This window comes from Pseudomonas sp. AIG, from assembly GCF_977020205.1.
On sequence record NZ_CDROCK010000009.1, the window covers coordinates 119,628 to 143,290 of the forward strand.

At 59.7% G+C, this 23,663-nt stretch carries 23 protein-coding genes; 12 read left to right on the plus strand and 11 right to left on the minus strand.

The genetic code is table 11. The annotated features are described in order from the left end of the window. Nucleotides 1–29: 29 nt before the first annotated feature. On the plus strand, nt 30–578 hold the full coding sequence (locus ACWR1S_RS08465; RefSeq protein ID WP_007950154.1) for a cupin domain-containing protein: 549 nt from the start codon (nt 30–32) through the stop codon (nt 576–578). A gap of 66 nt (nt 579–644) precedes the next feature. Continuing rightward, entirely contained in the window at nt 645–1,292 is a 648-nt protein-coding gene (locus ACWR1S_RS08470; protein ID WP_454563163.1) for a hypothetical protein, read from the plus strand. Between the two features lie 474 nt (nt 1,293–1,766). On the opposite strand, the gene ACWR1S_RS08475 is transcribed toward ACWR1S_RS08470, so the two are convergent. Then, nucleotides 1,767–2,054 (minus strand): fructose-bisphosphate aldolase, encoded by a 288-nt coding sequence (locus tag ACWR1S_RS08475; protein WP_454563164.1) that lies wholly within the window; start codon nt 2,052–2,054, stop codon nt 1,767–1,769. A gap of 567 nt (nt 2,055–2,621) precedes the next feature. On the opposite strand from ACWR1S_RS08475, the gene ACWR1S_RS08480 reads away from it, so the two are divergent. Continuing rightward, nucleotides 2,622–2,906, plus strand: coding sequence for a hypothetical protein (locus tag ACWR1S_RS08480; protein WP_454563165.1), 285 nt, complete (start codon nt 2,622–2,624; stop codon nt 2,904–2,906). A gap of 78 nt (nt 2,907–2,984) precedes the next feature. On the opposite strand, the gene ACWR1S_RS08485 is transcribed toward ACWR1S_RS08480, so the two are convergent. Further along, entirely contained in the window at nt 2,985–3,416 is a 432-nt protein-coding gene (locus ACWR1S_RS08485) for a hypothetical protein (RefSeq protein ID WP_454563166.1), read from the minus strand. Between the two features lie 166 nt (nt 3,417–3,582). Between ACWR1S_RS08485 and ACWR1S_RS08490 the strand changes: the two genes are divergently transcribed. The 3 genes from ACWR1S_RS08490 to ACWR1S_RS08500 all read left to right on the plus strand — a co-directional run bounded on the left by ACWR1S_RS08490 (nt 3,583) and on the right by ACWR1S_RS08500 (nt 5,588). Further along, complete coding sequence (locus ACWR1S_RS08490) at nt 3,583–3,972, plus strand: hypothetical protein (protein ID WP_454563167.1); 390 nt, start codon at nt 3,583–3,585, stop codon at nt 3,970–3,972. A 15-nt stretch (nt 3,973–3,987) separates the two neighbouring features. Further along, nucleotides 3,988–4,410 (plus strand): HD domain-containing protein, encoded by a 423-nt coding sequence (locus ACWR1S_RS08495; RefSeq protein ID WP_454563168.1) that lies wholly within the window; start codon nt 3,988–3,990, stop codon nt 4,408–4,410. Nucleotides 4,411–4,565: 155 nt separating this feature from the next. Then, entirely contained in the window at nt 4,566–5,588 is a 1,023-nt protein-coding gene (locus ACWR1S_RS08500) for an AbrB family transcriptional regulator (protein ID WP_454563169.1), read from the plus strand. Between the two features lie 283 nt (nt 5,589–5,871). On the opposite strand, the gene ACWR1S_RS08505 is transcribed toward ACWR1S_RS08500, so the two are convergent. Beyond that, nucleotides 5,872–6,648 (minus strand): NAD(P)H-dependent oxidoreductase, encoded by a 777-nt coding sequence (locus ACWR1S_RS08505; RefSeq protein WP_454563170.1) that lies wholly within the window; start codon nt 6,646–6,648, stop codon nt 5,872–5,874. 85 nt (nt 6,649–6,733) lie between these two features. Between ACWR1S_RS08505 and ACWR1S_RS08510 the strand changes: the two genes are divergently transcribed. Together ACWR1S_RS08510 and ACWR1S_RS08515 are read left to right on the plus strand one after the other, a co-directional pair. Next, entirely contained in the window at nt 6,734–7,627 is an 894-nt protein-coding gene (locus ACWR1S_RS08510) for a LysR family transcriptional regulator (protein WP_454563171.1), read from the plus strand. A 256-nt stretch (nt 7,628–7,883) separates the two neighbouring features. Then, entirely contained in the window at nt 7,884–8,669 is a 786-nt protein-coding gene (locus ACWR1S_RS08515; RefSeq protein ID WP_454563172.1) for a DeoR/GlpR family DNA-binding transcription regulator, read from the plus strand. A 103-nt stretch (nt 8,670–8,772) separates the two neighbouring features. On the opposite strand, the gene ACWR1S_RS08520 is transcribed toward ACWR1S_RS08515, so the two are convergent. From ACWR1S_RS08520 to ACWR1S_RS08535, 4 genes are all read right to left on the minus strand, one after another. Beyond that, nucleotides 8,773–10,056 (minus strand): NAD(P)/FAD-dependent oxidoreductase, encoded by a 1,284-nt coding sequence (locus tag ACWR1S_RS08520; RefSeq protein ID WP_454563173.1) that lies wholly within the window; start codon nt 10,054–10,056, stop codon nt 8,773–8,775. A 146-nt stretch (nt 10,057–10,202) separates the two neighbouring features. Next, nucleotides 10,203–11,567, minus strand: coding sequence for a glutamine synthetase family protein (locus ACWR1S_RS08525; protein WP_454563174.1), 1,365 nt, complete (start codon nt 11,565–11,567; stop codon nt 10,203–10,205). Between the two features lie 408 nt (nt 11,568–11,975). After that, complete coding sequence (chrA, locus tag ACWR1S_RS08530) at nt 11,976–13,319, minus strand: chromate efflux transporter (RefSeq protein ID WP_454563175.1); 1,344 nt, start codon at nt 13,317–13,319, stop codon at nt 11,976–11,978. Between the two features lie 618 nt (nt 13,320–13,937). Continuing rightward, the gene (locus tag ACWR1S_RS08535; protein WP_454563176.1) at nt 13,938–14,837 is read right to left on the minus strand and encodes a LysR family transcriptional regulator; all 900 of its coding nucleotides are present in this window, start codon (nt 14,835–14,837) and stop codon (nt 13,938–13,940) included. A 289-nt stretch (nt 14,838–15,126) separates the two neighbouring features. On the opposite strand from ACWR1S_RS08535, the gene moaB reads away from it, so the two are divergent. Together moaB and ACWR1S_RS08545 are read left to right on the plus strand one after the other, a co-directional pair. After that, nucleotides 15,127–15,666: a molybdenum cofactor biosynthesis protein B gene (gene moaB / locus ACWR1S_RS08540; RefSeq protein WP_122854251.1), complete on the plus strand. Its 540-nt coding sequence runs from the start codon at nt 15,127–15,129 to the stop codon at nt 15,664–15,666. Beyond that, nucleotides 15,663–16,868: a molybdopterin molybdotransferase MoeA gene (locus ACWR1S_RS08545; protein WP_454563177.1), complete on the plus strand. Its 1,206-nt coding sequence runs from the start codon at nt 15,663–15,665 to the stop codon at nt 16,866–16,868. The genes moaB and ACWR1S_RS08545 overlap by 4 nt, the downstream gene beginning before the upstream one ends. A gap of 409 nt (nt 16,869–17,277) precedes the next feature. Here ACWR1S_RS08545 and ACWR1S_RS08550 read toward each other — a convergent pair whose 3' ends face one another. From ACWR1S_RS08550 to ACWR1S_RS08560, 3 genes are all read right to left on the minus strand, one after another. Then, entirely contained in the window at nt 17,278–18,174 is an 897-nt protein-coding gene (locus ACWR1S_RS08550; RefSeq protein WP_454563178.1) for a bestrophin family protein, read from the minus strand. Nucleotides 18,175–18,210: 36 nt separating this feature from the next. Continuing rightward, nucleotides 18,211–19,209 carry a GTP 3',8-cyclase MoaA gene (moaA, locus tag ACWR1S_RS08555; protein ID WP_454563179.1) on the minus strand — a complete coding sequence of 333 codons (999 nt, stop codon included), beginning with the start codon at nt 19,207–19,209 and terminating at the stop codon, nt 18,211–18,213. Between the two features lie 323 nt (nt 19,210–19,532). Then, entirely contained in the window at nt 19,533–20,384 is an 852-nt protein-coding gene (locus tag ACWR1S_RS08560; protein WP_454563180.1) for a CAP domain-containing protein, read from the minus strand. 199 nt (nt 20,385–20,583) lie between these two features. Between ACWR1S_RS08560 and ACWR1S_RS08565 the strand changes: the two genes are divergently transcribed. Continuing rightward, nucleotides 20,584–21,204, plus strand: a complete 621-nt coding sequence (locus ACWR1S_RS08565) for a cell wall hydrolase (RefSeq protein ID WP_454563181.1) — start codon at nt 20,584–20,586, stop codon at nt 21,202–21,204. Here the strand turns inward: ACWR1S_RS08565 and ACWR1S_RS08570 are convergent. Further along, on the minus strand, nt 21,201–22,088 hold the full coding sequence (locus ACWR1S_RS08570; protein WP_454563182.1) for a LysR family transcriptional regulator: 888 nt from the start codon (nt 22,086–22,088) through the stop codon (nt 21,201–21,203). The two genes, ACWR1S_RS08565 and ACWR1S_RS08570, sit on opposite strands and share 4 nt — an antisense overlap. Nucleotides 22,089–22,191: 103 nt before the next feature. Here ACWR1S_RS08570 and ACWR1S_RS08575 point away from each other — a divergent pair, with 103 nt between their 5' ends. Continuing rightward, complete coding sequence (locus ACWR1S_RS08575) at nt 22,192–23,604, plus strand: MFS transporter (protein WP_454563183.1); 1,413 nt, start codon at nt 22,192–22,194, stop codon at nt 23,602–23,604. The last annotated feature ends 59 nt before the right edge of the window (nt 23,605–23,663 follow it).

Sequence of the window (23,663 nt, forward strand, 5' to 3'; positions counted from 1 at the left end):
AGCCTAAGTACTTCTCACATAAGGCAGTCATGGATACGGGTTCTCGACTCAAACTAGTACGCGAAAGCTACAAACTCTCCCAGCGCGAGCTGGCCCGGCGTAGCGGCGTGACCAATGCCACCATCTCCCTGATCGAACAGAATCGCGTCAGCCCCTCCGTCAGCTCACTGAAAAAGCTGCTCGAAGGCATACCGATGTCTCTGGCCGACTTCTTCACCTTCGACCAACCCCCGCGCGAACACCAATACGTCTTCCGCGCCAACGAACAACCCGACCTCGGCCGCCACGGCCTGCGCCTGCTACTGATCGGCGCCTCCGTGCCCAGCCGCCAGATGCGCTTGCTGCGCGAACAATACGCACCAGGTGCGAGTTCCGGGGAAGAGCCGATTGTTCACGCTGAGGGCGAGGAGTGTGGGCTGGTGACGCGGGGCACGGTGGAGTTGACCGTGGATGGGTCGGTGAGTGTGTTGAATGCGGGGGATGGGTATTATTTCCCGACGACATTGCCGCATAAGTTTCGGAATATCGGGGCGGATGAGGCTGAGATAATTAGTGCGAATACGCCGGCGAATTTTTAGCGGATTGATCACAGGGAGTGTTGTTCGCTCCTTAATATGGATATTTACTGCTGGTGCTAATTTAAAATGTCTCCCACTGCAAAATTGAATGGTTTAATTGCGACCACGACCGTCACGGTCATGTATTTGTTAATTATCTACGCAGTTCCTTATCTCAATCAGACAGGATTGAATTATCCCGTTTTATTGTCTGTGGCAGCAGTGTTCTCATCGGCTGGGCTATATCGCGTTTTGTCTCTCGGTATGGCTTGGTGGATGGGACGCTGCGAATGGTTAAAGAGCCTTATTCTTGGTGCTCATTACATGCACGGTACTTGGGTGGGTTGTTTTTATGGTCATGCCGGTGATAAGCGTTTTATGATTGAGCACTTTGTGCAAGATTTGGAGGGGCTTGTGATAACTGGTCGGTCATTTACCGATAATAAACAGCCGCACGGTTATTGGGAGAGCGACTCAACAACAATTGACGCCAAGAAAGGGCGGATTATGTTCACCTACAAGTTTGATGTGCTTTCTCGGCATTCATCTCTTTTTGGAATTCATTCTTCACTTTTTGAGCGCCAGTCTGCGCATTCGCCTCCTAGAGCAACCTCTGGATTTGCACACGACTTGAATGATGAAACGCGAATTGCAGTAAATTCAATAAAAATTTCTACTTCGCTGCTATCTTGGGATGAGGCCTACATAAAGGCCGAATCGATTTTTTCTGGTTGAAAGGGTTTTTGTAAGCGCATCGGAGTGTTTGGTCGTGATGCGAACAGGTGTACAAAAAGGTGCCGGCGCAAAGATCGAAAAGGTGACAGATCTATTTTGGTAGTGATCTGTCACCGTTATGGATTATTTCTTTTTAGGTTTACCTGCATCACTTCGCTTGTCGCGAACTTGACCATCATTGTTTCTGGAGCGAGGCTGCTCACCACCGCCTGGCTTCGGTACAGTCACGTTTGGGTTAAAAGGTCTTCTGTCTGTCATTTTTTCTTCCTTACATTAATTGAAGGGGTACATGAAAAAACACAGCCTTGATTCACTAAATACTCGGTAGTTTAAGTCTCACCGAACCGCTGATGGCCAATGGCTGATCCGAACGCTATCAAATCGCCATCGCTATTTCCATCCCCTATTGTGGAAAGAATGGCTATCGAAAAAATGCGGTGGAGGAGTGATGTCCACTTTTCGCACGGATTCTTTCTACGATGCAGGTTCAAACCCCCGCTGCTCAATCACCCGAAACACATCACTCACATCCTGCACCATGATTCTGGCGATGTTGGTGACGGTGTTGATGTCGTGCTCTGCGTGATCGGCGAGACGGGTACAGGCGATGAGGTCAAGGTATTTGAGGACGGCGTTGAGGCGTTCGGCTGCGCAGGCGTGGAGGTCGCGTAGCGGGGCGTTGGTGTCGATGAGGAGGACGGGCTGGTCGGTGGCGGGGTGCGACATGTGGGCGTAGCCGTGGAGCGGTATTTTGATCGTCATAGCAAAGGCCTCTCAGTAAAAATGAGCCACCGTTTTGCTGCGAAACAAGATGGGTGGCGGTTGTGAGCGGGTTCGCAGACCGAGGAGAAACCAGACTCGGCAGACTCGAAAGTCTCCCGCACACAACCGCCATAAAACGTAATGCTGGCGAATTTTGCCAGAATTGTCGCTAGACGGTGTTAGCCAATTTCTCGTTAGGGCTGCGAAACCCATCGCTGACTGCGGTCGGCGACAACCTCACTCTAGGCATCAATTTCACCAGCCACAACCGACCTGTAGGACGTGAAACCCGTACCCGTGGCGAGGGCGCTTGCTCCCGCTCGGCGACACATCCGTCGTAATTCGGGGCGTGCGGTATCTCTGGGAGAAACGGACTATCCGGTTTTGGCGCAGCTTCGCAGCCCACCGGGAGCAAGCTCTCTCGCCACATGGGGTGTTTTCCTACGAAGTTTTCAGACGTCGAAATTGCGCGAGCCTTTTGGGCGATAACCATTCGTCTGGTGCACCGCACCTTCGCCGCACACCTCCTTCCAATGCTGTAACTCCCCACGCAAAGGAAGAGCCACCATGCTGAACCATAAAATCGCGGTGTTTACCCTCGCGGCGTTGCTGTCCGGCAGTTCGCTGTACGCGATCGCGGCTGGCGAAACGCCGACTCCGACAGCGAACGACGGCACCAGCCAGACGCGTGACCCGGCGTCCCCTGCCACCAATGCCGACCCGGATGCCAATTCGCTGCCCAAGGGCGGTGATGGTGGCAAGACCGACAATGGGCCGGTGCCTTCTGCCTCCAAGCCCAGCCCTGCGGGTCAACCGTCTGGTAGCAGCAGTGGTGGTAACGGCGGTGGTTAACGGAAATCGCGCACTAAAAAGCCCGGTCCTTTTGAGCCGGGCTTTTCTTTGCCTGTCGCGAACGCAGATATCAGGCGTTCACTTTGCCTTCCACTGCCCGCCGCCATTCTCACAATCAATCCGAGCCTGGGCCAAATGCTCCACGTCGTAGTAATACGTGGTCACTTGAGCGTTGTCGGGGATGTTCAATGCCTTGGCGTTCTTGTCCTTGCTGGTGGAGTGCGGGTTGGCCAGGGATTCCTGGGTGATCGTGGCGATGCACGCGGCCTGATAGTGGTCGGCGCAATGTTCCACTTTGTTCTTGGTGCTGCTGAGCATGTCTTTGCTTTCGTTGCTGCACGACCAGTCGATTGAGTTCACCGGCATGCCTTCGTATTCATAACAACTGTGGCTTTCGACCGACGGCACTGAGGCGCTGGAGGATTGGGTCTGCACGTCGCAGCCTTCGGCCATGACGCAGGTGGGGATGATGGCGAAGGTGGCGATCAGAAGCAGGAAGCGAATGTTCATCGGAGTTTCCTCTTCAGGGGCGCCGGGTCTGATCGATGATTTTGGCGCTTTAAAGTTTCGAGGCGGCGTGGAGGAGGGAGGTTCCATCGGGTTTTTGATTTGCTCCCGTGGCGTACACTGCGAAACAATCGGAAACATTCAGCGCCCAAGGATTGGAACATCGCCCATGATCGAAATCGGCAGCCGCAATAACGCGCCCCCCTCGCAGCATCCATTCCACGACATCTACCTGTTTCACATTGACCCTGCCAAGCCAGAAACACCGTTCTGTTTCGAGCAGTCGATGTCCGGCGGGCATATGGAGCATGGCGGTGCGCGGTGGTTGGCGCGGGATGAGCTGGATGCCTGGCCGGGAGAGTGGCGCGAGCATCTGAAAAAGGCCGATTGCGCGTGGGTTGCCGAGTTGATCGATGCCCATCCAAAAGCCGAACAGGCCACATTGGTCTCACTGATTCTTCAGCGCCATTCCGCGCCAGCGAAGCCAGTCAGTCGCCTGAAGGCGATCGGCAACTGGCTCAAGCGCAATATCCATGTCGGCGGCCGCTACGGCGTTTAACCCTCGGAGACTCTCATGACCCAAACCCTCGAACGCGCTATCGCCATCGCTGCTACGGCCCACGCCGGGCAAGTGGACAAGGGCGGATCGCCGTACATTTTGCATCCGCTGAAAGTCATGTTACGCATGAGCACGCTGGAAGAACGCATCGTCGCTGTGCTGCACGATGTGGTCGAAGACTGCGGCGTCAGCCTCGATGATTTGCGCAAAGAAGGCTTCAGCGAAGAGGTTTTGAGCGCTATCGAGTCTGTGACCAAAGTGCCGGGCGAATCCTATGAAGACTTCGTCGACCGCGCCGCACAGAACCCGATCGGCCGGGTGGTGAAGCTGGCGGATCTGGAAGAGAACAGCGACCTGTCGCGGATTGCCTCGCCGAGTTGGGAGGATCTGGAGCGGATCGAAAAATACCGCCGCGCGATTGGCCGGTTGCGCGGCTGAAAACGAATACATTCCCTGTAGGAGCTGCCGAAGGCTGCGATCTTTTGATCTTGATCTTCAAAAACAAAGTCAAAAGATCGTCCGATCGCGGCCCGAGCCTTCGGCAGCTCCTACACGGGTTGTGGTGTGTCAGGTAAATAGCCAGGAAGGCGACTATGAAATCCATTCTGTGTTTGTTGATTGCTGCCGGTTTCGGCGCGCTGTTGCAGTTCGAAGGCGTGCCCCACGGTTTGTTGTTGGGTTCGATTGTCGTCACTGCATTGTTCGCCAGTAAAACCGGTATCGCCCCGGCAACTCCTTATGGACTGGGCTACATCCAGATCACGCTGGGCATCGCCACCGGGCTGATGTTCGAAGCGTGGGACAGCGAGACGGCCTCGACGATGTTGCCGAGCCTCGGTGTGTTGTTGATTTGCCTGACGGTGCAAATCGCGTTGGCCGGATGGTGGCTGACGCGCGGCGCAGGCTGGAATCGCACTGATGCGCTGTTAGCGGTTTATCCCGGCGCACTGGCGGCGGTGTTCGATTTACTCGACTCGGAAAAGGCTTCGAGCAAGGTCATCATCGTGCATCTAATGCGCTTGCTGCTGATCACGGTGCTGGTGAGTTTCCTGATTCCCGGACAAGCCGCTGCAGTGGCGGTTGCCGATGGTGATCCTTTGACGACGGGCATGGCGCTGACCGCGTGTTCGGTCATCGCGTTGAGTGTACTGCTCGGACGCTTGCTGCTGGTGATCGGCGTGCCGGCGCCGTTCATGCTCACGGCGATCATCATCACGGCGGTGTTTGTGAAATCGGGATGGCTGCATGGTTTTCACATGCCGGACTGGAGTCTGAATCTGGCGGCGCTGATTCTCGGCGTGCGGATCGGCTCAAGGTTTCAGGGGCTTGGCGTCGCGGAACTGGGGCGTCATGGCCGCACGGCGTTGGTCTCGGTGGGTTTGATGATCGTGGTGGCGGCGGTGTTTGCTGAAGTCGCGGCACGCTGGTTGGGCAGTGATCCGCTGTCGCTGTGGCTGGCGTACATGCCGGGGGCGATTGAGACGATTGCGATTGTCGCGTTTGGTGGTGGGCTGAATGTGGTGTTTATTCTGACTCATCATCTGAGCCGGATGGTGTTGCTGCATTTTGCGCCGGCGTTATTGGTGCAGGTGCGGCGGGCGCGGGAGGAAGCCTGACTGGAGCCACTGATGCCTGCATGTTGCGGTGTGTCAGTTAGATCCGTCCCCCTCACCCCAGCCCTCTCCCCCCAGGGGGGCGAGGGGGAAAGGGAGCCGATCTTCATGTCATTCAAAACCTGAGTTCGACTCGGGTATCTCACGTCACGGGGAAGCTTTCAAAACCTGAGTTCGACTCGGTGTTTCAGGTCGGCGTACCTCTTCCAAACACCTCGGTCAGTCCCCTCTCCCTCTGGGAGAGGGTTAGGGTGAGGGGCTTTTGCTCTACGTGGTTGATGCGGCGCTAGCGGATGTGTGCGTCGAAGCCTTCGCTATCCGGCGCGATATCGCTCTTCAACGTCAAGGCGGGAATCTCATAGTCCCCCCCATTCTGCTGCCGAAACCCAATCGGCCGCGCACTCCACAATTCATCCAGCCGTCGCCCCAATTCCTCACAAGTCTCGGCATACCGCGCCGCATCCATCCGACTCGTCCGATACACCACAAACGGCGGCACCACTTCAAAACCGGGGTAATACAAAATCCCGTGCTGGATCGGAAACAGCAGATCATCCATCGGCCCGTTAATCCCACGCGGCGCATAGTGCGATTCCCAGCCGCCGGTGGTGACCATCAACATCGCCCGTTTGCCTTTCATTTTCCCTTCGCCATAACGCTCGCCCCAACGACTGTCGGAATGCTCGCCGACGCCGTAGGCAAAGCCATAGGCATACACCCGATCAACCCAGCCTTTGAGAATCGCCGGCATGGTGAACCACCACAGCGGAAACTGCAGAATCAGCGCATCCGCCCACAACAGTTTTTCCTGCTCGCGAGCGATGTCGGCAGCCTGGGTGCCTTCGGCGTAAGCGATTTTCGAGTCGAGGGAGGCGTGGAACGGTTTCGTCGCATCGCGCTGCGGGGCGTCGTCGGCGTCGAGGCTGGCTTTCCAGTTCATCGCGTAGAGGTCGGAGACCTGCACGGTGTGGCCGGCGGCTTGCAGGCGCTGGACGCTGAAGTCGCGCAGCGAGCCGTTGAGGGAAGTCGGTTCTGGATGGGCGTAAACCAGTAGCACGTTCATGTTGAAGCTCCGTTCGCTGAGTGACTGCAGGATCGGCGTTCAACCGGTATATTGGAAATGAATGTCTGATATGTCTGGTATAGCCATGAATAATTTGAGACGGCTGGATATCAATCTGTTGCTGACCCTCGATGTGCTGCTGTCGGAGCACAACGTCACCCGCGCGGCGCAGCGCTTGAACCTGTCGCAGCCTTCGGTGAGCGTGCATCTGGCCAAGTTGCGCGACATCTTTGGTGATCCGCTGCTGTTGCCCGGGCCGCGCGGCATGCGCCCGACGGCACGCGCCGATGAATTGCGTGAACCGTTGCGCGAGGCATTGGAAGCGTTGGAGAGGGCGGTGGCGCCGGCCAGTGCGTTCGACCCGGCGCTGGCGACGCACACCTGGAAAATCGCCGCGACCGATTACGGCGAGTCGACGGTGGTGTTGCCGGCGCTGGGCGGCTTGCGCGAACAGGCGCCGGGCACGCGGCTGGCGGTGATCGATCTGACCCCGGCGCATCTGGTCAAACAGGCCGAGCAGGGCGTCTTCGATCTGGCGCTGCACATCAGCGAAGACGCGCCACCGGAGTTGCATCGACGGCCGCTGTTTACCGAGCGTTATGTGTTGGCCGGCCGTATCGGCCATCCGGGGCTGAAGTCTGCGCCCACGCGCAAACAGTTCTGCGCGCTGGAACACGTGATGGTGTCGCGCGAGGGCGGGGGCTTTTTCGGGGTGACTGACCGGGCGTTGGCCGATGTCGGGCTGATGCGCAAAGTGGTGTTGTCGGTGCCGCACTTTCTGATGGCGATGTCGGTGTTGGCCAGCACCGACCTGGTGGCGATGCTGCCGTCACGCCTGGTGCGTGGCAACCCGGCCCTGCAAGTGGTCGACGCGCCGCTGGAAGTGCCCGGCTACGAAATGGCGATGTTCTGGGGTGAACGCTCGCATCGCGATCCGGCACACAAGTGGTTGCGCGAGCATTTGTTGGCGTCGGTCTGAGGCACTGTCAGGCGTGGCCGAGGGCAATCGCAAACGACACGACGATCATGCACGCAAACGCAAAATTGAGATTCATGAGGTGTTCATCCTGAGCCTTTTAGAAGTGGGGCCATTCTGAACAGGTTGAAAGCAAAGAAAAAATTCGCCTTGTTGATTCCAATGATCGAAACCATTGATACCCCGTCGGTTTGTGTTTGTTCGAGGCTTTCGCTAATCTCGCAAATACCTGCAACTACAAGCATAAACAGGCATAACCATGCACGATCATTCCGCAGCTGAACTGCCATCCCTGCGCCGGCAGAAAATCCTTCTGCTCCTCGAACGTGACGGCAAGGTCATGGCGTCCGAGTTGAGCCAGCACTTCGCAGTCTCCGAAGACACCATCCGCCGCGATCTAGCCGAACTGGACAATGCCGGGCTGGTGCAGCGTGTCCACGGCGGGGCGCTGCCGCGTCCGAAAGACTCCGGCAAGGATTACTTCACGCGGCTGGACGAGACCGATGATGTGAAGATTCGCCTGGCGCAACGGGCGGCGCTGGAAGTGGAGGACGGGCAGATTGTGCTGTTCGATTCCGGCTCGACCACCTTGCAGGTGGCGCGCTCGTTGCGTGCCGATATCAGCATCACGGCGGTGACGGCTTCGCCGATGACGGCGATTGCCTTGTCTGAGTTCAAGGGTGTGAAGGTGATTCTCGCTGGCGGCCAGTTGAACCCGCGAACGATGGCGGCGGGTGGACATGAGGCGCTGCGGTTGCTGGCCGGGATCAGGGCGGATCTGGCGATCACCGGCGTCTGTGCGATTCATCCGGAAGTGGGGATTACTTCGCTGCATTTTGATGAAGTGCCGGTGAAGCAGGCGATGCTGGAGGGCGCGACGCGGGTGATTGCGGTGACTTCGGCGGACAAGTTGGGAGCGGTGGAGCCGTTTGTGGTGGCGCCGTGTTCGCGCCTGCATACGCTGATTACCGAGCGGCATGTAGCGTCGGGGAGTGTCGAGGATTATCGGCGGTTGGGGATTGTGGTGGAGCAACTCCCGGATTGAATTTTTGGTGAATTTGAGGGCCTCTTCGCGAGCAGGCTCGCTCCTACAGGGGATCGCATTCCAAAATGTAGGAGTGAGCCTGCTCGCGATAGGGCCAATGCAATCACCGCAACTTTTCGAGCATCTGGTAATACCACATCCCGGCGGCCAGTAGCGGGTTACCGAGCAAATCCCCCATCGGCACACGAATGTGCTGGCACTGGGCAAACGTATCGAACTGCTCCATCTGCCCGGTAATCGCCCGGCCCATGATTTCGCCCATGATGTGTGTGGTCGCGATGCCGTGCCCCGAGTAGCCCTGGCAATACCAGACGTTGTCCGAGAGCTTGCCCAGTTGCGGGATGCGGTTGATGACGATGCCCATCGCGCAGCTCCACTGGTAATCGATCTGCACGCCTTTGAGCGCCGGGAAGGTTTGCTCGATGCACGGGCGCAGCTCGGCGGCGATGTCGCGTGAATCCTTGCCGCTGTAGTTGGCGCCGCCACCGAACAACAGACGGCCATCGGCGGTGAGGCGGTAGTAGTCGAGGACGAAACGGCAGTCGTAGACGGCCAGATCTTCCGGGTTGATCTGCTTGGCCAGATCGCCGAGCGGCGCGGTGGTGACAATGCCGCCCATGGCCGGGAAAATCTTGCCCTTGAGCTGACCCGGTTCGAGCTTGTGGTAGACGTCGCCGGCGAGCATCACCTGATTGGCGTCGATCTGGCCGTGAGCCGTGCGTACGCCCGGCGTAGCGCCGTGAATAATCTCCAGCACTTCGCTGTTTTCAAAGATCAGCGCCCCCAGACTTTCCGCCGCCCGCGCTTCGCCGATGCACAGATTGAGCGGGTGCAGATGCATGTTGCGGGTGTTCTTGATTGCGCCGTGGTAGAGATCGCTTTGCAGCAGATCACGCACCTGACTGCGGTCGAGCAGACTGACCTCATCGCCCAGTCCACGGCGCACTGCTTCTTCGTAATCCTTGCGCAAGTCAGTCATGTGACTGGGCTTGTACGCGGCGTGCAAATGACCGTGTTTGAGGTCGCACTGAATGCCGTATTTCTCGACGCGTTGCTGGATGATTTCGTGCCCGCGCCAGCGCAGGTGCCAGATGAAATCATCGACCTCGTCGCCGAGTTTCGCACGCATCTGTTTGCGCATCGCGCCGTCGCCGGAGAGGCTGCCGGTGACTTGTCCGCCGTTGCGTCCGGTGGCGCCCCAGCCGATCTTGTGGCTTTCGACGATGGCGACTTTCAGGCCTTTTTCGGCGAGTTCGACGGCAGTGGCGACGCCGGTGAAACCGCCGCCGATGATCACCACGTCGACAGTGTGCCGGCCTTGCAGGGTCGGGTAGTCGGTGTCTTGGTTGAGGGTGGCGGTGTAGTAGGAATTGCAGCGTTCGGTCATTTTAGTTTCCACACGAATTCTTCGGTTGTACGCGGTCCCTGTAGGAGTGAGCCTGCTCGCGATAGCGGTGTGTCATTTACCCATGATGTGACTGACATGGCCTCATCGCGAGCAGGCTCACTCCTACAAGGGATAGTGGTGAATCGTCAGGCTTCGGTGAGGTACCAGCGCCAATCCTGCTCACCCACCTCGGCCATGAACTGCCGGTACTCGGCACGTTTCACCGCCAGATACACCCCGAGAAATTCCTGCCCCAAGGCATCCCGCGCCCACACCGAATTCTCCAGCGCCTGCAGCGAGGTCAGCCAATCCGTTGGCAGCAATTCCTTCGCCTGCGCATAGCCATTGCCTTCGACCGGTGCGCCCGGATCAAGGTCTTCACGAATGCCACGATGAATCCCGGCAAGGATCGCCGCTGCGGCCAGATACGGGTTGGCGTCGGCGCCGCAGATGCGGTGTTCGATGTGCCGGGTGTTGGCCGGGCCACCCGGAACGCGCAGGCTGACGGTGCGGTTGTCGACGCCCCAGGTCGGCGCCAGCGGCGCGTAACTGTTGGCCTGAAAGCGCCGGTACGAGTTGGCGTTCGGACAGAACAGCAGCAATGAATCGAGCAAGGACGCGAGCATGCCGCCAATCGCCGTGCGCAGCAGCGGCGTGCCGGCCGGGTCTTCGGAGGCGAACAGATTGTGTCCCGCGCCATCGGCCAGACTCACGTGCATGTGCATGCCGGTGCCCGCCAGATCATCGAACGGCTTGGCCATGAAGGTCGCCTGCATGCCGTGCTTGTGGGCGATGGCTTTGACCAGGCGTTTGTAGCGCACCGCCTGATCCATCGCCTCCAGCGCATCGCCATGTTCGAGGGTGATTTCCACCTGACCCGGCGCGTACTCGGAGATCGCCGTGCGCGCCGGAATACCGTGCAGTTTGCAGGCGCTGTAGAGGTCGGCGAGGAACGGTTCGATCTGTTCCAGCTCACGCAAACCGTAGACCTGGGTGTGTCGCGGTCGACCACCGTCAGCGTCCAGCGCCGGTTGCGGGCGGCCGTTGTGATCGCGTTTGGCATCGAGCAGATAGAACTCCAGCTCGCAGGCCATCACCGGGTGATAACCCTCGGCCTTGAGGCCGTCGATGACCTTGATCAGCAAATGGCGAGGGTCGGCGATGCTGGCGGGCATGCCCTCGGTCGGGTGCATGCTGACCTGCACGGCGGCGGTCGGAATCTGCCGCCACGGCAGGCGTACCAGACTGCCTTCCAGCGGATAGGCACGGCAGTCGATGTCGCCGACATCCCAGACCAGACCGGAGTTTTCGACGTCCTCCCCCTGCACGGTCAGACCGAGAATAGTGCTCGGCAGCGGCCGACCGCTTTGGTACACGGCGAGCAGTTCTTCGCGGTGCAACAGCTTGCCGCGTGGCACGCCGTTGGCGTCGAGAATGAACAGTTCGATCATGTCGATATCGGGGTTCTGGTCAAGGAACAGGCGTGCGTCTTCGATGGCTGCGAATTTCATAATCAATCACTCACGATGGCGCCGCACAGGCGCGCAGATTCGGGCCGGACACGACGCGGCAATAGGCGTGGCGGTCCTGGCAGGGATATCAAGAAGCAGGGGACTGTCGCGGTTCTTTAACGGACGCGATCAGACAGACCGGGCGATATCCGGCGGGCGTGCGGAGTGACGCAGCTTGGAACGGCGCAGGGCCATGGGGAGATTGACGATACGATTCATACGCCGCCCCTGTGAGAGAGGGCGCGCAGGGTAGAGACGTTCAACGATTTTCGTTGTTGTGGTGACGTACTCATAACGCGTGTTTCCGTTGGCGGAAAACGTCGGTGGCGGGCTGACCCGCCGACCGGTGTGCCCGGATAGTAAGGGGGAATTCGCGGGCGTGTAAACGGGAGATTCGCAGGCCAGGGTTCAACGCATCAAGTGAAAGCCCAGCCCGGCGAGGGCGCAAACGATCAACACACTGATCACGCCGCGTTTGAAAACGAACAGCGCTAACCCCGCCGCAACCGCCAGCGTCAGCGAGAACAGATCCAGCGCCCCGGCAAAACCGTTCGGCCAGAACACGTGATAAGCGAAAAAACACGCCAGGTTCAGGATCACCCCGACCACAGCAGCGGTGATCGCCGTCAGCGGTGCGGTGAACTTCAGTTCGTTGTGCGTCGATTCCACCAACGGCCCGCCGGCGAGGATGAACAGAAACGAGGGCAGGAAGGTGAACCAGGTCACCAGCGTTGCCGCGAGCGCCCCGGCGGCAAACGCATGCTCGGGACCGAAGGCCGGTTGCACGTAGGCACCGACAAAACCGACAAACGCCACCACCATGATCAGCGGTCCCGGCGTGGTTTCGCCGAGTGCGAGGCCGTCGATCATCTGCGTCGGCGTCAACCAGCCGTAATGCCCGACGGCGCCCTGATAAACGTAAGGCAGCACCGCGTAGGCGCCGCCAAAGGTGAGCAGGGCGGCTTTGGTGAAGAACCAGGCCATTTGCGTGAACGTGCCGTCCCAGCCGAATAACGCTGTCAATAACGCCATCGGCAAACACCAGAGCACTGCGCCGATCAACCCCAGACGCAGCAGCTTCGGCAGGCTGAAACGGGCATGTTCGGGCGCCGGCGTATCGTCGTCGATCAACGCCGCGCCGAAGGATTTCTCGCTGTTGCGCGCACCCGCGTTGTTGAACCGCTGAGGGGCGAATCGTCCGCCCAGATAGCCGATCAGCGCGGCCCCGAGGACGATCAAGGGGAAGGGCACATTGAAGGCGAAAATCGCCACGAACGATGCCCCGGCAATCGCCCACAGCCAGGCATTTTTCAATGCACGCGAGCCGATGCGATGCGCGGCGTGCAACACAATCGCGGTGATCGCCGGTTTGATCCCGTAAAACACCCCGGCCACCGCTGGCACATCCCCGAAAGCGACGTACAGCCAGGACAAGGCGATCAGAATGAACAATGACGGCAACACAAACAGCACACCGGCGATGACTCCGCCCCAGGTGCGATGCAGCAGCCAGCCGATGTACGTCGCCAATTGCTGAGCCTCGGGGCCGGGCAGCAACATGCAGTAGTTGAGCGCGTGCAGGAAACGCTTTTCGGAAATCCAGCGCCGGCGCTCGACCAGCTCCTGATGCATGATCGCAATCTGCCCGGCCGGCCCGCCGAAACCGATGCAGCCGAGTTTCAGCCAGAAGCGCCAGGCCTGGCGCAGGGTGACGGGATCGGGGCGGGGCAGATTGTTCGGCGCTGTGCTCAAGCGAGACTCCGGAGTTGGGTCCTGGCGGAGCGGCTATCTAATCAGACTTTCAACCCTCACCCCAGCCCTCTCCCGGAGGGAGAGGGGGCCGACCGCGGTGTCTGGCGTCATCCATCGACCTGGAAGATCGAGCCGATTATGGATTTGGATATCAGCCGCAGGGGCTGACGCAGGCGTCTGGCATCGTCCATCGAACTGACAGATCCCATCGATTATGGATTCACCACAATTCCTTCAGGTCGGCGTACTTCTGCAATATCCCCCAATCAGTCCCCTCTCCCTTTGGGAGAGGGCTAGGGTGAGGGGCTTTTGCTTTTCAGGCGTGCGCCAGACTCCAGCGCAACGCCGCATCCCGACCGCTTTTCCGGCCCTCGACCCAGTGAGAACCCTTGGGTGAAGGTGGGGCTCATGCAGAAAAATCCTGGATCGGGCTATAGATTCGCGGGGCGTTAAAAGTGGCTCCAATCGCTTGTTCTGATGTGGTGATTGCTTTGGTCGATCAACCGAGATGTGTTGGCTGTTCAGGCCCCATCGCGAGCAGGCTCACTCCTACATTTGGAATGCGTTCCCCTGCAGGAGTGAGCCTGCTCGCGATGAGGGCCTGATATACGACATCAATTACTCGGCAGAAATCTCAACCCCAAATAACTTCCGCGCCTCGGCAAAACACTTCTCGGCAATCGCCGAACGCGGCTCGGTCTTGCGCATCACCAGGCCCAGCGGCGCCAGCACACTGGCATCCGGCAGTTGCATGAACGACAGGTGTTCGATCGGCTCTTCCAGGCCACTGTCGAGCGGCATGATCGCGCAGCAGAAGCCTTGGTGAATCGCCTGCAACAGCTGATACGTTGAATCGCTTTCCATGATCGGCTGCGGGCTGAGCCCTCGGCTGCGGAAGCTCAAATCGATGGATTTACGATAATGCATGCCGGCGGTGATCATCCCCAGCGGTAATTCGGCGGCGTCTTCCCAGCTCATTTCCGTGCCTTCGAAATGGAAATGCCGGTTGTCGTAAAGCAGGCCGACACGGGTTTCGCCGATCTCGAAGAACTCGAAATAGTTCGGGTTGACGTGGTCCAGGTAGCACACGCCCAGATCGAGTTGATTGTTGCCCAGCCTGGCGATGATCTCGTCGGAACTCAGCGACGACAGGCTGAACTTCAACTCCGGATACGTCCCCGACAAACCCTGAATGTAATTGACCGGGTTGAAGCTACTGAGCGGCACCAGACCCAGACGCAAACTACCGACCAGTTGCCCGCGACACGCCGCCGCTTCGGCGAACAAACCGTCATGCGCTGCAAGCAAGGTGCGCGCCCAGGCCAGCACGCGCTCGCCGGCCTGGGTGAAACCTTCAAAGCGTTGACCACGGTTGACCAGCACCAGGTCCAACTCGTCTTCCAGATTGCGCAGGCGCATCGACAGCGTCGGCTGGGTGATGTGGCAGCGTGCGGCGGCCTGGCCGAAGTGTCGGGTTTCGTCCAGCGCGATCAGGAACTTGAGTTGTTTGATGTCCACGATGGCACCTGCTCGATGGGGATTTTTTGATTGTGTATTGACGCGGATGCGCGAGACGCACGAGAAGCGCAGGGTGGGACGATCTCATTTGAACTGTTGTTCGTCCAATCGGAAGTGTTTAAGGGACTATCGATCAGCTCTATCAGGCCCGGTTTTCCTGGTCATGAATACCGTGAAAGGCACCGATAGAGCCGGTCGATAATGTGGTTGGCCAGAGTGATTAGACAGTCTTCATAAGTGGCACTTAGGCTGCTCGGCAATGTTGATTGACTGCTGCCGGAGAACTGCCATGAGCGCAAAAGCCGATGCCCTGTTTGTCCCCCTGAATATTGCCGTGCTGACGGTCAGCGATACGCGCGACTATGCCAGCGATACGTCCGGCCAATTACTGGTCAGTCGTTTGCTGGAGGCCGGTCATACGCTGAGCGAGCGCAACTTGCTCAAGGACGATCTGTACAAGATCCGCGCACAGGTGGCGAACTGGATTGCCGACGACACCGTTCAAGTGGTGCTGATCACTGGCGGCACGGGTTTCACCGGTCGCGACAGCACGCCGGAAGCAGTGGCCTGTTTGTTTGATAAGCAGATCGATGGCTTCGGCGAACTGTTCCGGGCGATTTCCATTCTGGACATCGGTACGTCCACCGTGCAAAGCCGCGCGCTGGCCGGGCTGTCGAACGGCACGCTGGTGTGCTGCCTGCCGGGCTCGACCGGCGCTTGCCGCACGGCGTGGGAAGGCATTCTTGCCGAACAATTGGATAACCGTCATCGCCCGTGCAACTTCGTCCCGCACCTGAAAGCCGTGCAAGCCTGTGGGCCACGCGGATGAGCGAGACACCGCTGATGCCGGTCGAGGAAGCCCTCGACCAGTTGCTCGGCATGGCCAATGAGCAACGTCTGGCCGACAGCGAACTGCTGGCGCTCGACGATGCGCGTGGGCGGGTGCTGGCCAGTGATCTGCTGGCGACACTCGACCTACCGCCGTGGCCGAACAGTGCCATGGACGGTTACGCGCTCAATCTCGCCGATCTGCACCGACAGCCGCTGAAGGTCTCGCAAAAGGTTTACGCGGGGCTGGCGCCGGACACGTTGCTGCCCGGCACCTGCGCACGGATTTTTACCGGCGCACCACTGCCGCCCGGCGCCACCTGTGTCGAGATGCAGGAGAACGTCGACGTGCTGGAGGACGGCCGCGTACGCTTCTTGCAACCGCTGAAGGCGGGGCAGAACATCCGCGCGCAAGGTCAGGAAAATCGCGTCGGCGACATCCTGCTGCGGGCCGGCAAACGCCTTGGGCCGTTCGAATTGGCGGTCGCCGCCGGGCAAGGGCTGGCGCAACTGCACGTGGTGCGTCGCCCGCGTGTGGCGCTGCTGTCGACCGGTGATGAACTGGTCGAGCCGGGTCAGCCGCTGCGCCCCGGCAGCATCTACAACAGCAACCGCGTGTTGCTCGGCCACTGGTTGCGTGAGCTGGGCTGCGAGGTGATCGACGCTGGGATCCTCCCGGATCGCCCGGCGCAGACGCGGCTCAAACTTGAGCAATTGCAAGTGGCGACCGACCTGATTTTGACCACGGGCGGCGTGTCTGCCGGTGATGCCGATTGCCTCGGGCAAGTGCTGCGCGACAGCGGCAAACCGCTGTTGTGGAAACTCGCGATCAAGCCTGGCAAACCGCTGACCGTGGGCCATTTCGGCACGGTGCCGGTGATTGGCTTGCCGGGCAATCCGACATCGGCGTTAGTGACATTCGGGTTGTTGGCGCGGCCGTATCTGTTGCGCATTCAAGGTGTGGATGACGTCATGCCGCTGAGTTTTACAGTCAATGCAGGTTTCGACTGGCACAAGCCTGGCGGCCGCCGCGAATACCTGCGGGTGAGGCTGGAGGCCGGGCGTGCGGTGCTCTATCCGAATCAAAGCTCCGGCGTCTTGCTCGGCGCGACCTGGGCCGACGGCCTGGTGGAAATCCCCGAGCACAGCACGCACAACCTCGGCGATCCGCTGCGCTTTATTCCCTTCAGCGAACTCTTCTGAACCGACAACACAAATCAAACCTGTGGGAGCGAGCCTGCTCGCGAAAGCGGAGTGTCAGTCAACATCGATGTTAGCTGACAGGACCTCTTCGCGAGCAAGCTCGCTCCCACAATGGCTTTATGGCGCTCATCAATATCCGGGTGTGAATGCAAAACCTGTAGGAGTGAGCCTGCTCGCGATGACGGAGGGTCAGTCGACGAAGATGTTGACTGGGCCAGCGCCATCGCGAGCAGGCTCACTCCTACAGTGGTTTTGTGGTGCTCAACAATATCCGCGGTGTACGCAAAACCTGTGGGAGCGAGCTTGCTCGCGAAAGCGGAGTGTCAGTCAACATTGATGTTGGCTGATACGGCCTCTTCGCGAGCAAGCTCGCTCCCACAGGGTTTTTAGGTGTCTGGGGAGATAAGGATTAGCTCAGCACATAGTCCACCGGCTTCAGCGCCGGCGGTACTTCTGCGCCAAGTTCGGCGAGGATGTCGCGTTCGATGGTGCGTACCAGTGCATCGGTCGGCAGGTCGTTTTCGTCGCGACCGAACGGGTCTTCCAGCTCATCGGCAATCGCATCCAGGCCAAAGAACGTGTAGCTGACAATCGCCGTGAACAGCGGTGTCAGCCAGCCCAGCGGTTCGGCCATGGCGAACGGCAACAGGATGCAAAACAGATAAATCGTCCGGTGCAACAACAGCGTGTAAGGAAACGGCAGTGGCGTGGTTTTGATCCGATCGCACACGGCTTGCGCCTGGGTCAGGCTGGTCAGGTGATTGGCCAGCAACATGTAGCGCCACTCAGTCAGCTCACCGTTCTGGTGCAGATCGGAACACTGCTGGCCAACCGTCTGCAAAATGCGCCCACTGTAGTCCGGTGTCTGCGGATCGGGTTTCGGCATGATCCATTGGCTACTGGCGTCCGCTTCGCTTTCTTTACGCAACCGCGCGTTCAACGCATGAGCAAAACCACAAAGATTGAGCAGCAACGGTTTACGCTCAGCCGATTCACGGATCACATGGGTTTCGCGGATCACCGAGCGAATGTGCACGATCACTTCACCCCAGGCTTTACGCGCTTCATACCAGCGGTCATAGCAAGCGTTGTTGCGAAAACTCATGAAGATCGACAGTGACAATCCGAGCAAGGTAAACGGCGTGGCGTTGACCTTGGTGAAGTTGCTTGGATGAAGGATTTCCACCAGCACGATGGCCGAGGCGAGGAGGGTGACCATCAACGTGCGCATGGCGATGCGCTTGGCAATCGAACCCTTGAGGGTGAAGAGGATGGCGAACTGGCTGACCTTGGGTCTGATGATCATGCTGTGCGGTTCCGATAACCGATGAAACGGGCGGGATCAGCCGCCGGTCATGTTCATGAAGCGCACGACCTGAACATCATCGTTCACTTCGAAATTATGTCGATACGGTTTGAGTTTCATCGCCTCGATAATGGCCTTCTCCAGCCGTTGCGGTTGCCCCGGATGCGCGCGCAGCACCGCTTTCAGATCCACCGAATGTTCGTTACCCAGACACAGTAGCAGGCGGCCTTCAACGGTGAGCCGCACGCGGTTGCAGGTGCCGCAGAAGTTGTGGCTGTGCGGCGAGATAAATCCCAGGCGAATCTCCGGCGCCTCGGCCAGCCGCCAATAGCGCGACGGGCCTTGCGTCGACTCGGCCGAGTCGATCAGGGTATAGCGTTCGGCAATCTTTTCCCGCACCTGGGCGCTGGAGAAAAACGACTCGGCGCGACTGTGTTCACTGATGATCCCCAGCGGCATTTCCTCGATGAAAGAGACGTCGAGCTGGCGGTCAATGGCGAAACTGATCAGATCGTTGATCTCCTCATCGTTACGGCCCTGCATCACCACGACATTGAGTTTAGTGCGGGTAAAACCGGCCTTGCGCGCGGCATCGATGCCGTTGATCACCTGCGCCAGATCGCCCGTGCGGGTCATCTGTTTAAAGCGCTGCGGATCGAGGCTGTCGAGGCTGATGTTCAGGCGCTTGACCCCGGCGTCGAACAGCGGCGCGGCGAGTTTGCCAAGCTGTGAACCGTTGGTGGTCATGCACAACTCGCGCAGGCCGGGCAGGGCGGCGATCTGCTCGCACAGCTTGACCACGCCCGGACGGATCAGCGGCTCGCCACCGGTAAGGCGAATCTTGCGCGTCCCCAGCGCCACAAAGTTCTGCGCCAGTTGATAGATCTCTTCCAGCGTCAGCACTTGCTGGCGTGGCAGAAACTGCATGTCTTCGGCCATGCAATAGACGCAGCGGAAGTCGCAGCGGTCGGTCACCGACATGCGCAGATAGTCGACGCGGCGGTTGTAACCATCGATCAAGACGCGCTCTGACAAGGAAGCCTCGCAGGAATGAAAACCGCTGTGGAAAGAGTTGGGGCAACGCAGGTTATGGGCAACGTTCCATGGCGTCCAATCACTGTGAGTGACTGATCGATTGACGCCATCAATGACCCGGTTTTTGAGTATCACAGATCATCGATACACCGCTTGGCACTGAGGGAGCTGTGTTGGCCAAGAATGACGGGGATTGCACCGATCACTATGGGAGCGAGCCTGCTCGCGAAGGCGTCAGGTCAGACAACGTTGATGTTGAATGTACTGGCCTCTTCGCGAGCAAGCTCGCTCCCACAGGGGAGGGTGGTGAACTTGAGAGCGGGTTACTGCGCGCCGAACATGGCGGTCCAGTAAATGCCTGCACTGCTTTTCGGGTCGGTCGCGTAGGCGGCGCCGAGTTCCTGGTATTGCGGGTTCATCAGGTTGGCGCAGTGGCCGGGGCTGGCGAGCCAGCCTTCGACGACCTTGTGCACAGTGTCTTGGCCGGCGGCGATGTTTTCGCCGACCTGCTGGCCGCTATACCCGGCGAGTTCAGCGCGATCGCCCGGGGTGCGGCCGTCGCGGTCCTTGTGGTCGAAATAATTGTTGTTGGCCATGTCGCGGCTGTGATCCTGGGCGATCGTGCCCAGTGTCGCGTTCCAGGCCAGCGGTGCGGCAGCGGCAAACGCCTGGCCGCCACACTGACGCGACTGGCTGCGGGCGACGTTGAGTTCACTGAGCAATTTCTGCCCTTCACTTTGCGCATCGCTCAACTTGGCCGATAGAAGAGGGCGCGCCAACACAATGCGCCAGTCACGGTCATCGCGGCTGACACCGACGTCGACAAACTGCGGATCGAGCACCACCTGACAGAAGCTCTCCTGAATCGCCTGCATCGCCGACGCCGCATCGCGCGGGCCGTTAAGGGTGATCGCCTGCACATTGACCATCGGATAACTGGCGCTGGCCATGGCTTGCTGCAGATCGACCGCACCGGTGGCGCGTAATCTCAGCCGTGGATCCGCCGACAGCGGTGGCAGTTCATTCGATGCCTGCGAACCGCAACGCTGCGGCTGGCTGCGGTAGCTGTTGATCGACTCGATCAATTGCGACTCATCGCCGGCCAGCGCCGGGATGGCAAACACAACGCCCACGGACAACGCGGCAAGACGCAAAACGGATGGCATGAAGCGCATGGAAATCTCCCTTGAGCTGAATGCGCCCATGATGCGCGAAAGGCCCCCGGTGAGTGCAATGTCTTTTTTCTTCATCCAGCGGTTTTTCTGCGCAACTTTGCCTCTGGATTTGCCGTCTACACTCACCGAAGGCCCCGGAAACCGGGTGTCTCCCCGACGTAACACCTTGCCCGACTCGGGCGCTGCCGGAAGAACAGACATGGGATTGAAAGGCTGGGCGGGTTGTCTCGTATTCACCCTGTTGGCAGGCTCTGCATGGGCCACCGATCAGGCCCCGATCAAAGCGAAGGCGGAAGAAAAAGCCCAAGTGCTGGAAGAGAAAGCGGCGGACAAGGTCAGCGCCGCACCGGCACCGAAAGCTGAAGCCATCACCCCTACCGAAGTGCAAGCGGTCGACCCGGCCGGCGCTGCACCACTGGATGATCCGATTACCTGTCTGGCGCGCAGTATCTATTGGGAAGCCAAAGGCCGGGACACCCCGGAAATGGAAGCCGTGGCCAGCGTGGTGATGAATCGCCTGGGCCACGAGGGCTTTCCCGACAACATTTGCGCCGTCGTCAAACAAGGTTCGGAAACCAAGAGCTGCCAGTTTTCCTGGTGGTGCGATGGCAAGCCGGATCAGGTCAAGGAAGATGCCGAATACACGCTGGCCAAGGATATCGCCCGCAAAGCGCTGAACCGGCAACTCAAGGATCGCACCAACGGCGCGCTGTATTTCCATGACCGCAATGTTCATCCGAGCTGGGCCAAGGAATACCGCAAGACCGCCGAGACCGGCAAATTCCTCTTCTACAAACCTGCCGGTGGCGACGCGCGTTAAGCGCAGACCTGCCGCACACACTCGCGCAACCAGCGATGCGCCGGGTCGGCGTCCATGCGCGGGTGCCAGAGCATCGACACGCTGATGTCCGGCATCGCGAAGGGCAGGGCGAAACTGTGCAGGCCCGTGCGCAGTTTGCTGGTATGACGCTGCGGGACAGTGGCGATCAGCTCTGATTCACGTACCAGCGTCAGGGCTGCCGAGAATCCACCGAATGAGGTGACAATGTCTCGTGTCAGCCCTAGCGCGAGTAACGCTTCGTCGACTGGGCCACTGCTGCGCCCGCGTCGTGAAATGAGAATGTGCTCGCCGCCGGCAAAGCGCCTGCTGGTGATTTTTCCCGCGCTCAAGGCATGCCCCTCACGCACCACACCGATCCATTGATCCTGAAACAGGATGCGGCTGTGCAGCGTCGGGTCGGTGCTGTCATCGACCACGCCGGTTTCCAGATCGACGCGGCCTTCACGCAGCGGCGTGCTGTCCTTGTCGGCTTTCTGCACAAAACGCAGGCGCACATCCGGCGCCTCTTCAGCGATGCGCGCGAGCAGGGCGGCGGCGAAGGTTTCGACAAAGCCGTCGGTGTTGCGCAGGGTGAAAGTGCGTTGCAAGCGACGCGGGTCGAGCACTTCGGTGGGACGTAACACGGCCTCGGCTTCCTGCACCAGATGACTGACCCGTTCGCGTAATTCCAGTGCGCGCGGCGTCGGCACCAGGCCTCGACCCGCGCGCACCAGCAGCGGATCCCCGGTGGTTTCGCGCAGACGGGCGAGGGCGCGGCTCATGGCCGACGGGCTCAACCGCAGGCACTTGGCGGCGCGGGCGACGCTGCCTTCGCGCAGCAAGACGTCGAGGGTGATCAGCAGGTTCAGGTCCGGCGCAGTCATTACATGGCGTCCCGTGCAGGTATTGAGTGCAAAGCATGCGTCTTGCGCCGTGTGTTGTCGAGGCTCAGGCTATGCCCGATCACCTTTGCACTGCGAGCCTGCCATGCCCCGAGAACCCCTGAGCACTCCCGCCCGCTGGGCGCTGACCAGTCTGGCCTTGTCGATGTTGATGCCGTCACTGGACACCAGCATTGCCAATGCCGGGTTGCCGATTCTGGCGACGGCGTTCGAGGCGACGTTTCAACAGGTGCAATGGATCGTGCTTGCCTACCTGCTGGCGATCACTACGTTGATTGTCAGTGTCGGGCGTCTTGGCGATGGTTTTGGACGGCGGCGATTGCTGTTGATCGGGATCGGCATTTTCACCTGCGCTTCATTGGCCTGCGCCTTGGCACCGGGGCTGGGCTGGCTGATCGGCGCACGGGCGGTGCAAGGCGTCGGCGCGGCGATCATGTTTGCCTTGACGGTGGCGTTGGTGTCAGAAGCCGTGCCCAAATCGCGGGCGGGCAGCGCGATGGGGTTGCTGGCAACAATGTCGGCGACCGGCACCACCCTCGGACCGTCGTTGGGTGGGCTGTTGATGGCGCATGTCGGCTGGCAGGCGATTTTTCTGCTGAACGTGCCGCTGGGCTTGCTCAATGCGTGGCTGGTGTACCGCTATCTGCCGGCGGATCGTGCAGCAGGTCCGCGCAGGGCGTTCGATTATGTTGGCAGCGCAGTGCTGGTGTTGACCCTGGCGGCCTATGCGCTGGCGATGACGCTTGAAGGTTTCACCGTGCCGTTGCTGTTGGCCAGCCTGTGTGGCGCAGGATTGTTCATCGTGGTCGAGATGAAGGCCAAGTCGCCGCTGATTCGTTTGTCGCTGTTCAGCGACCGGCGACTGAGCAGCAGTCTGGCGCTGACCTTGCTGGTGACGACGGTGATGATGACCACGCTGGTGGTCGGTCCATTTTACCTGCACCGGGGTTTGGGCCTCAGCAGCACAATGGTCGGCGTGGCGTTATCGGTCGGACCATTGTTGTCGGCGCTGAGTGGGGTACCGGCGGGACGTTTGGTGGATCGCTTCGGCGCGCGACGGATCGTGCCGGGCGCGTTGCTCGGGATGGCCGGCGGTTGCAGCTTGCTGGCACTCCTGCCCATGAGTATGGGACTGCCCGCGTACGTACTGCCGATCATGGTAATAGCTGTCGGTTACGCGTTGTTCCAGGCGGCCAACAACACCGGATTGATGGCCGGGGTCAGTCAGGATCAGCGTGGCGTGGTTTCGGCGATGCTCGGGCTGGCGCGCAACCTCGGCTTGATCACTGGCGCGGCGGTGATGGGCGCGGTGTTTGCGCTGGCAGCGGGCGATCCGACACAGGCGCCTGCAACGGCGATTGCCAGCGGATTGCACATCACTTTTGGCGTCGCGGTGGCGTTGATGCTCATGGCTTTGATCATCAGCCGAGCGCAGTTCAACTGTAGGAGTGAGCCTGCTCGCGAAGAGGCCGGCACAGGTAACATCTCCTGTGACTGATACACCGCTTTCGCGAGCAGGCTCGCTCCCACAGGGGATCGAGTTGATCAGTGGATCTT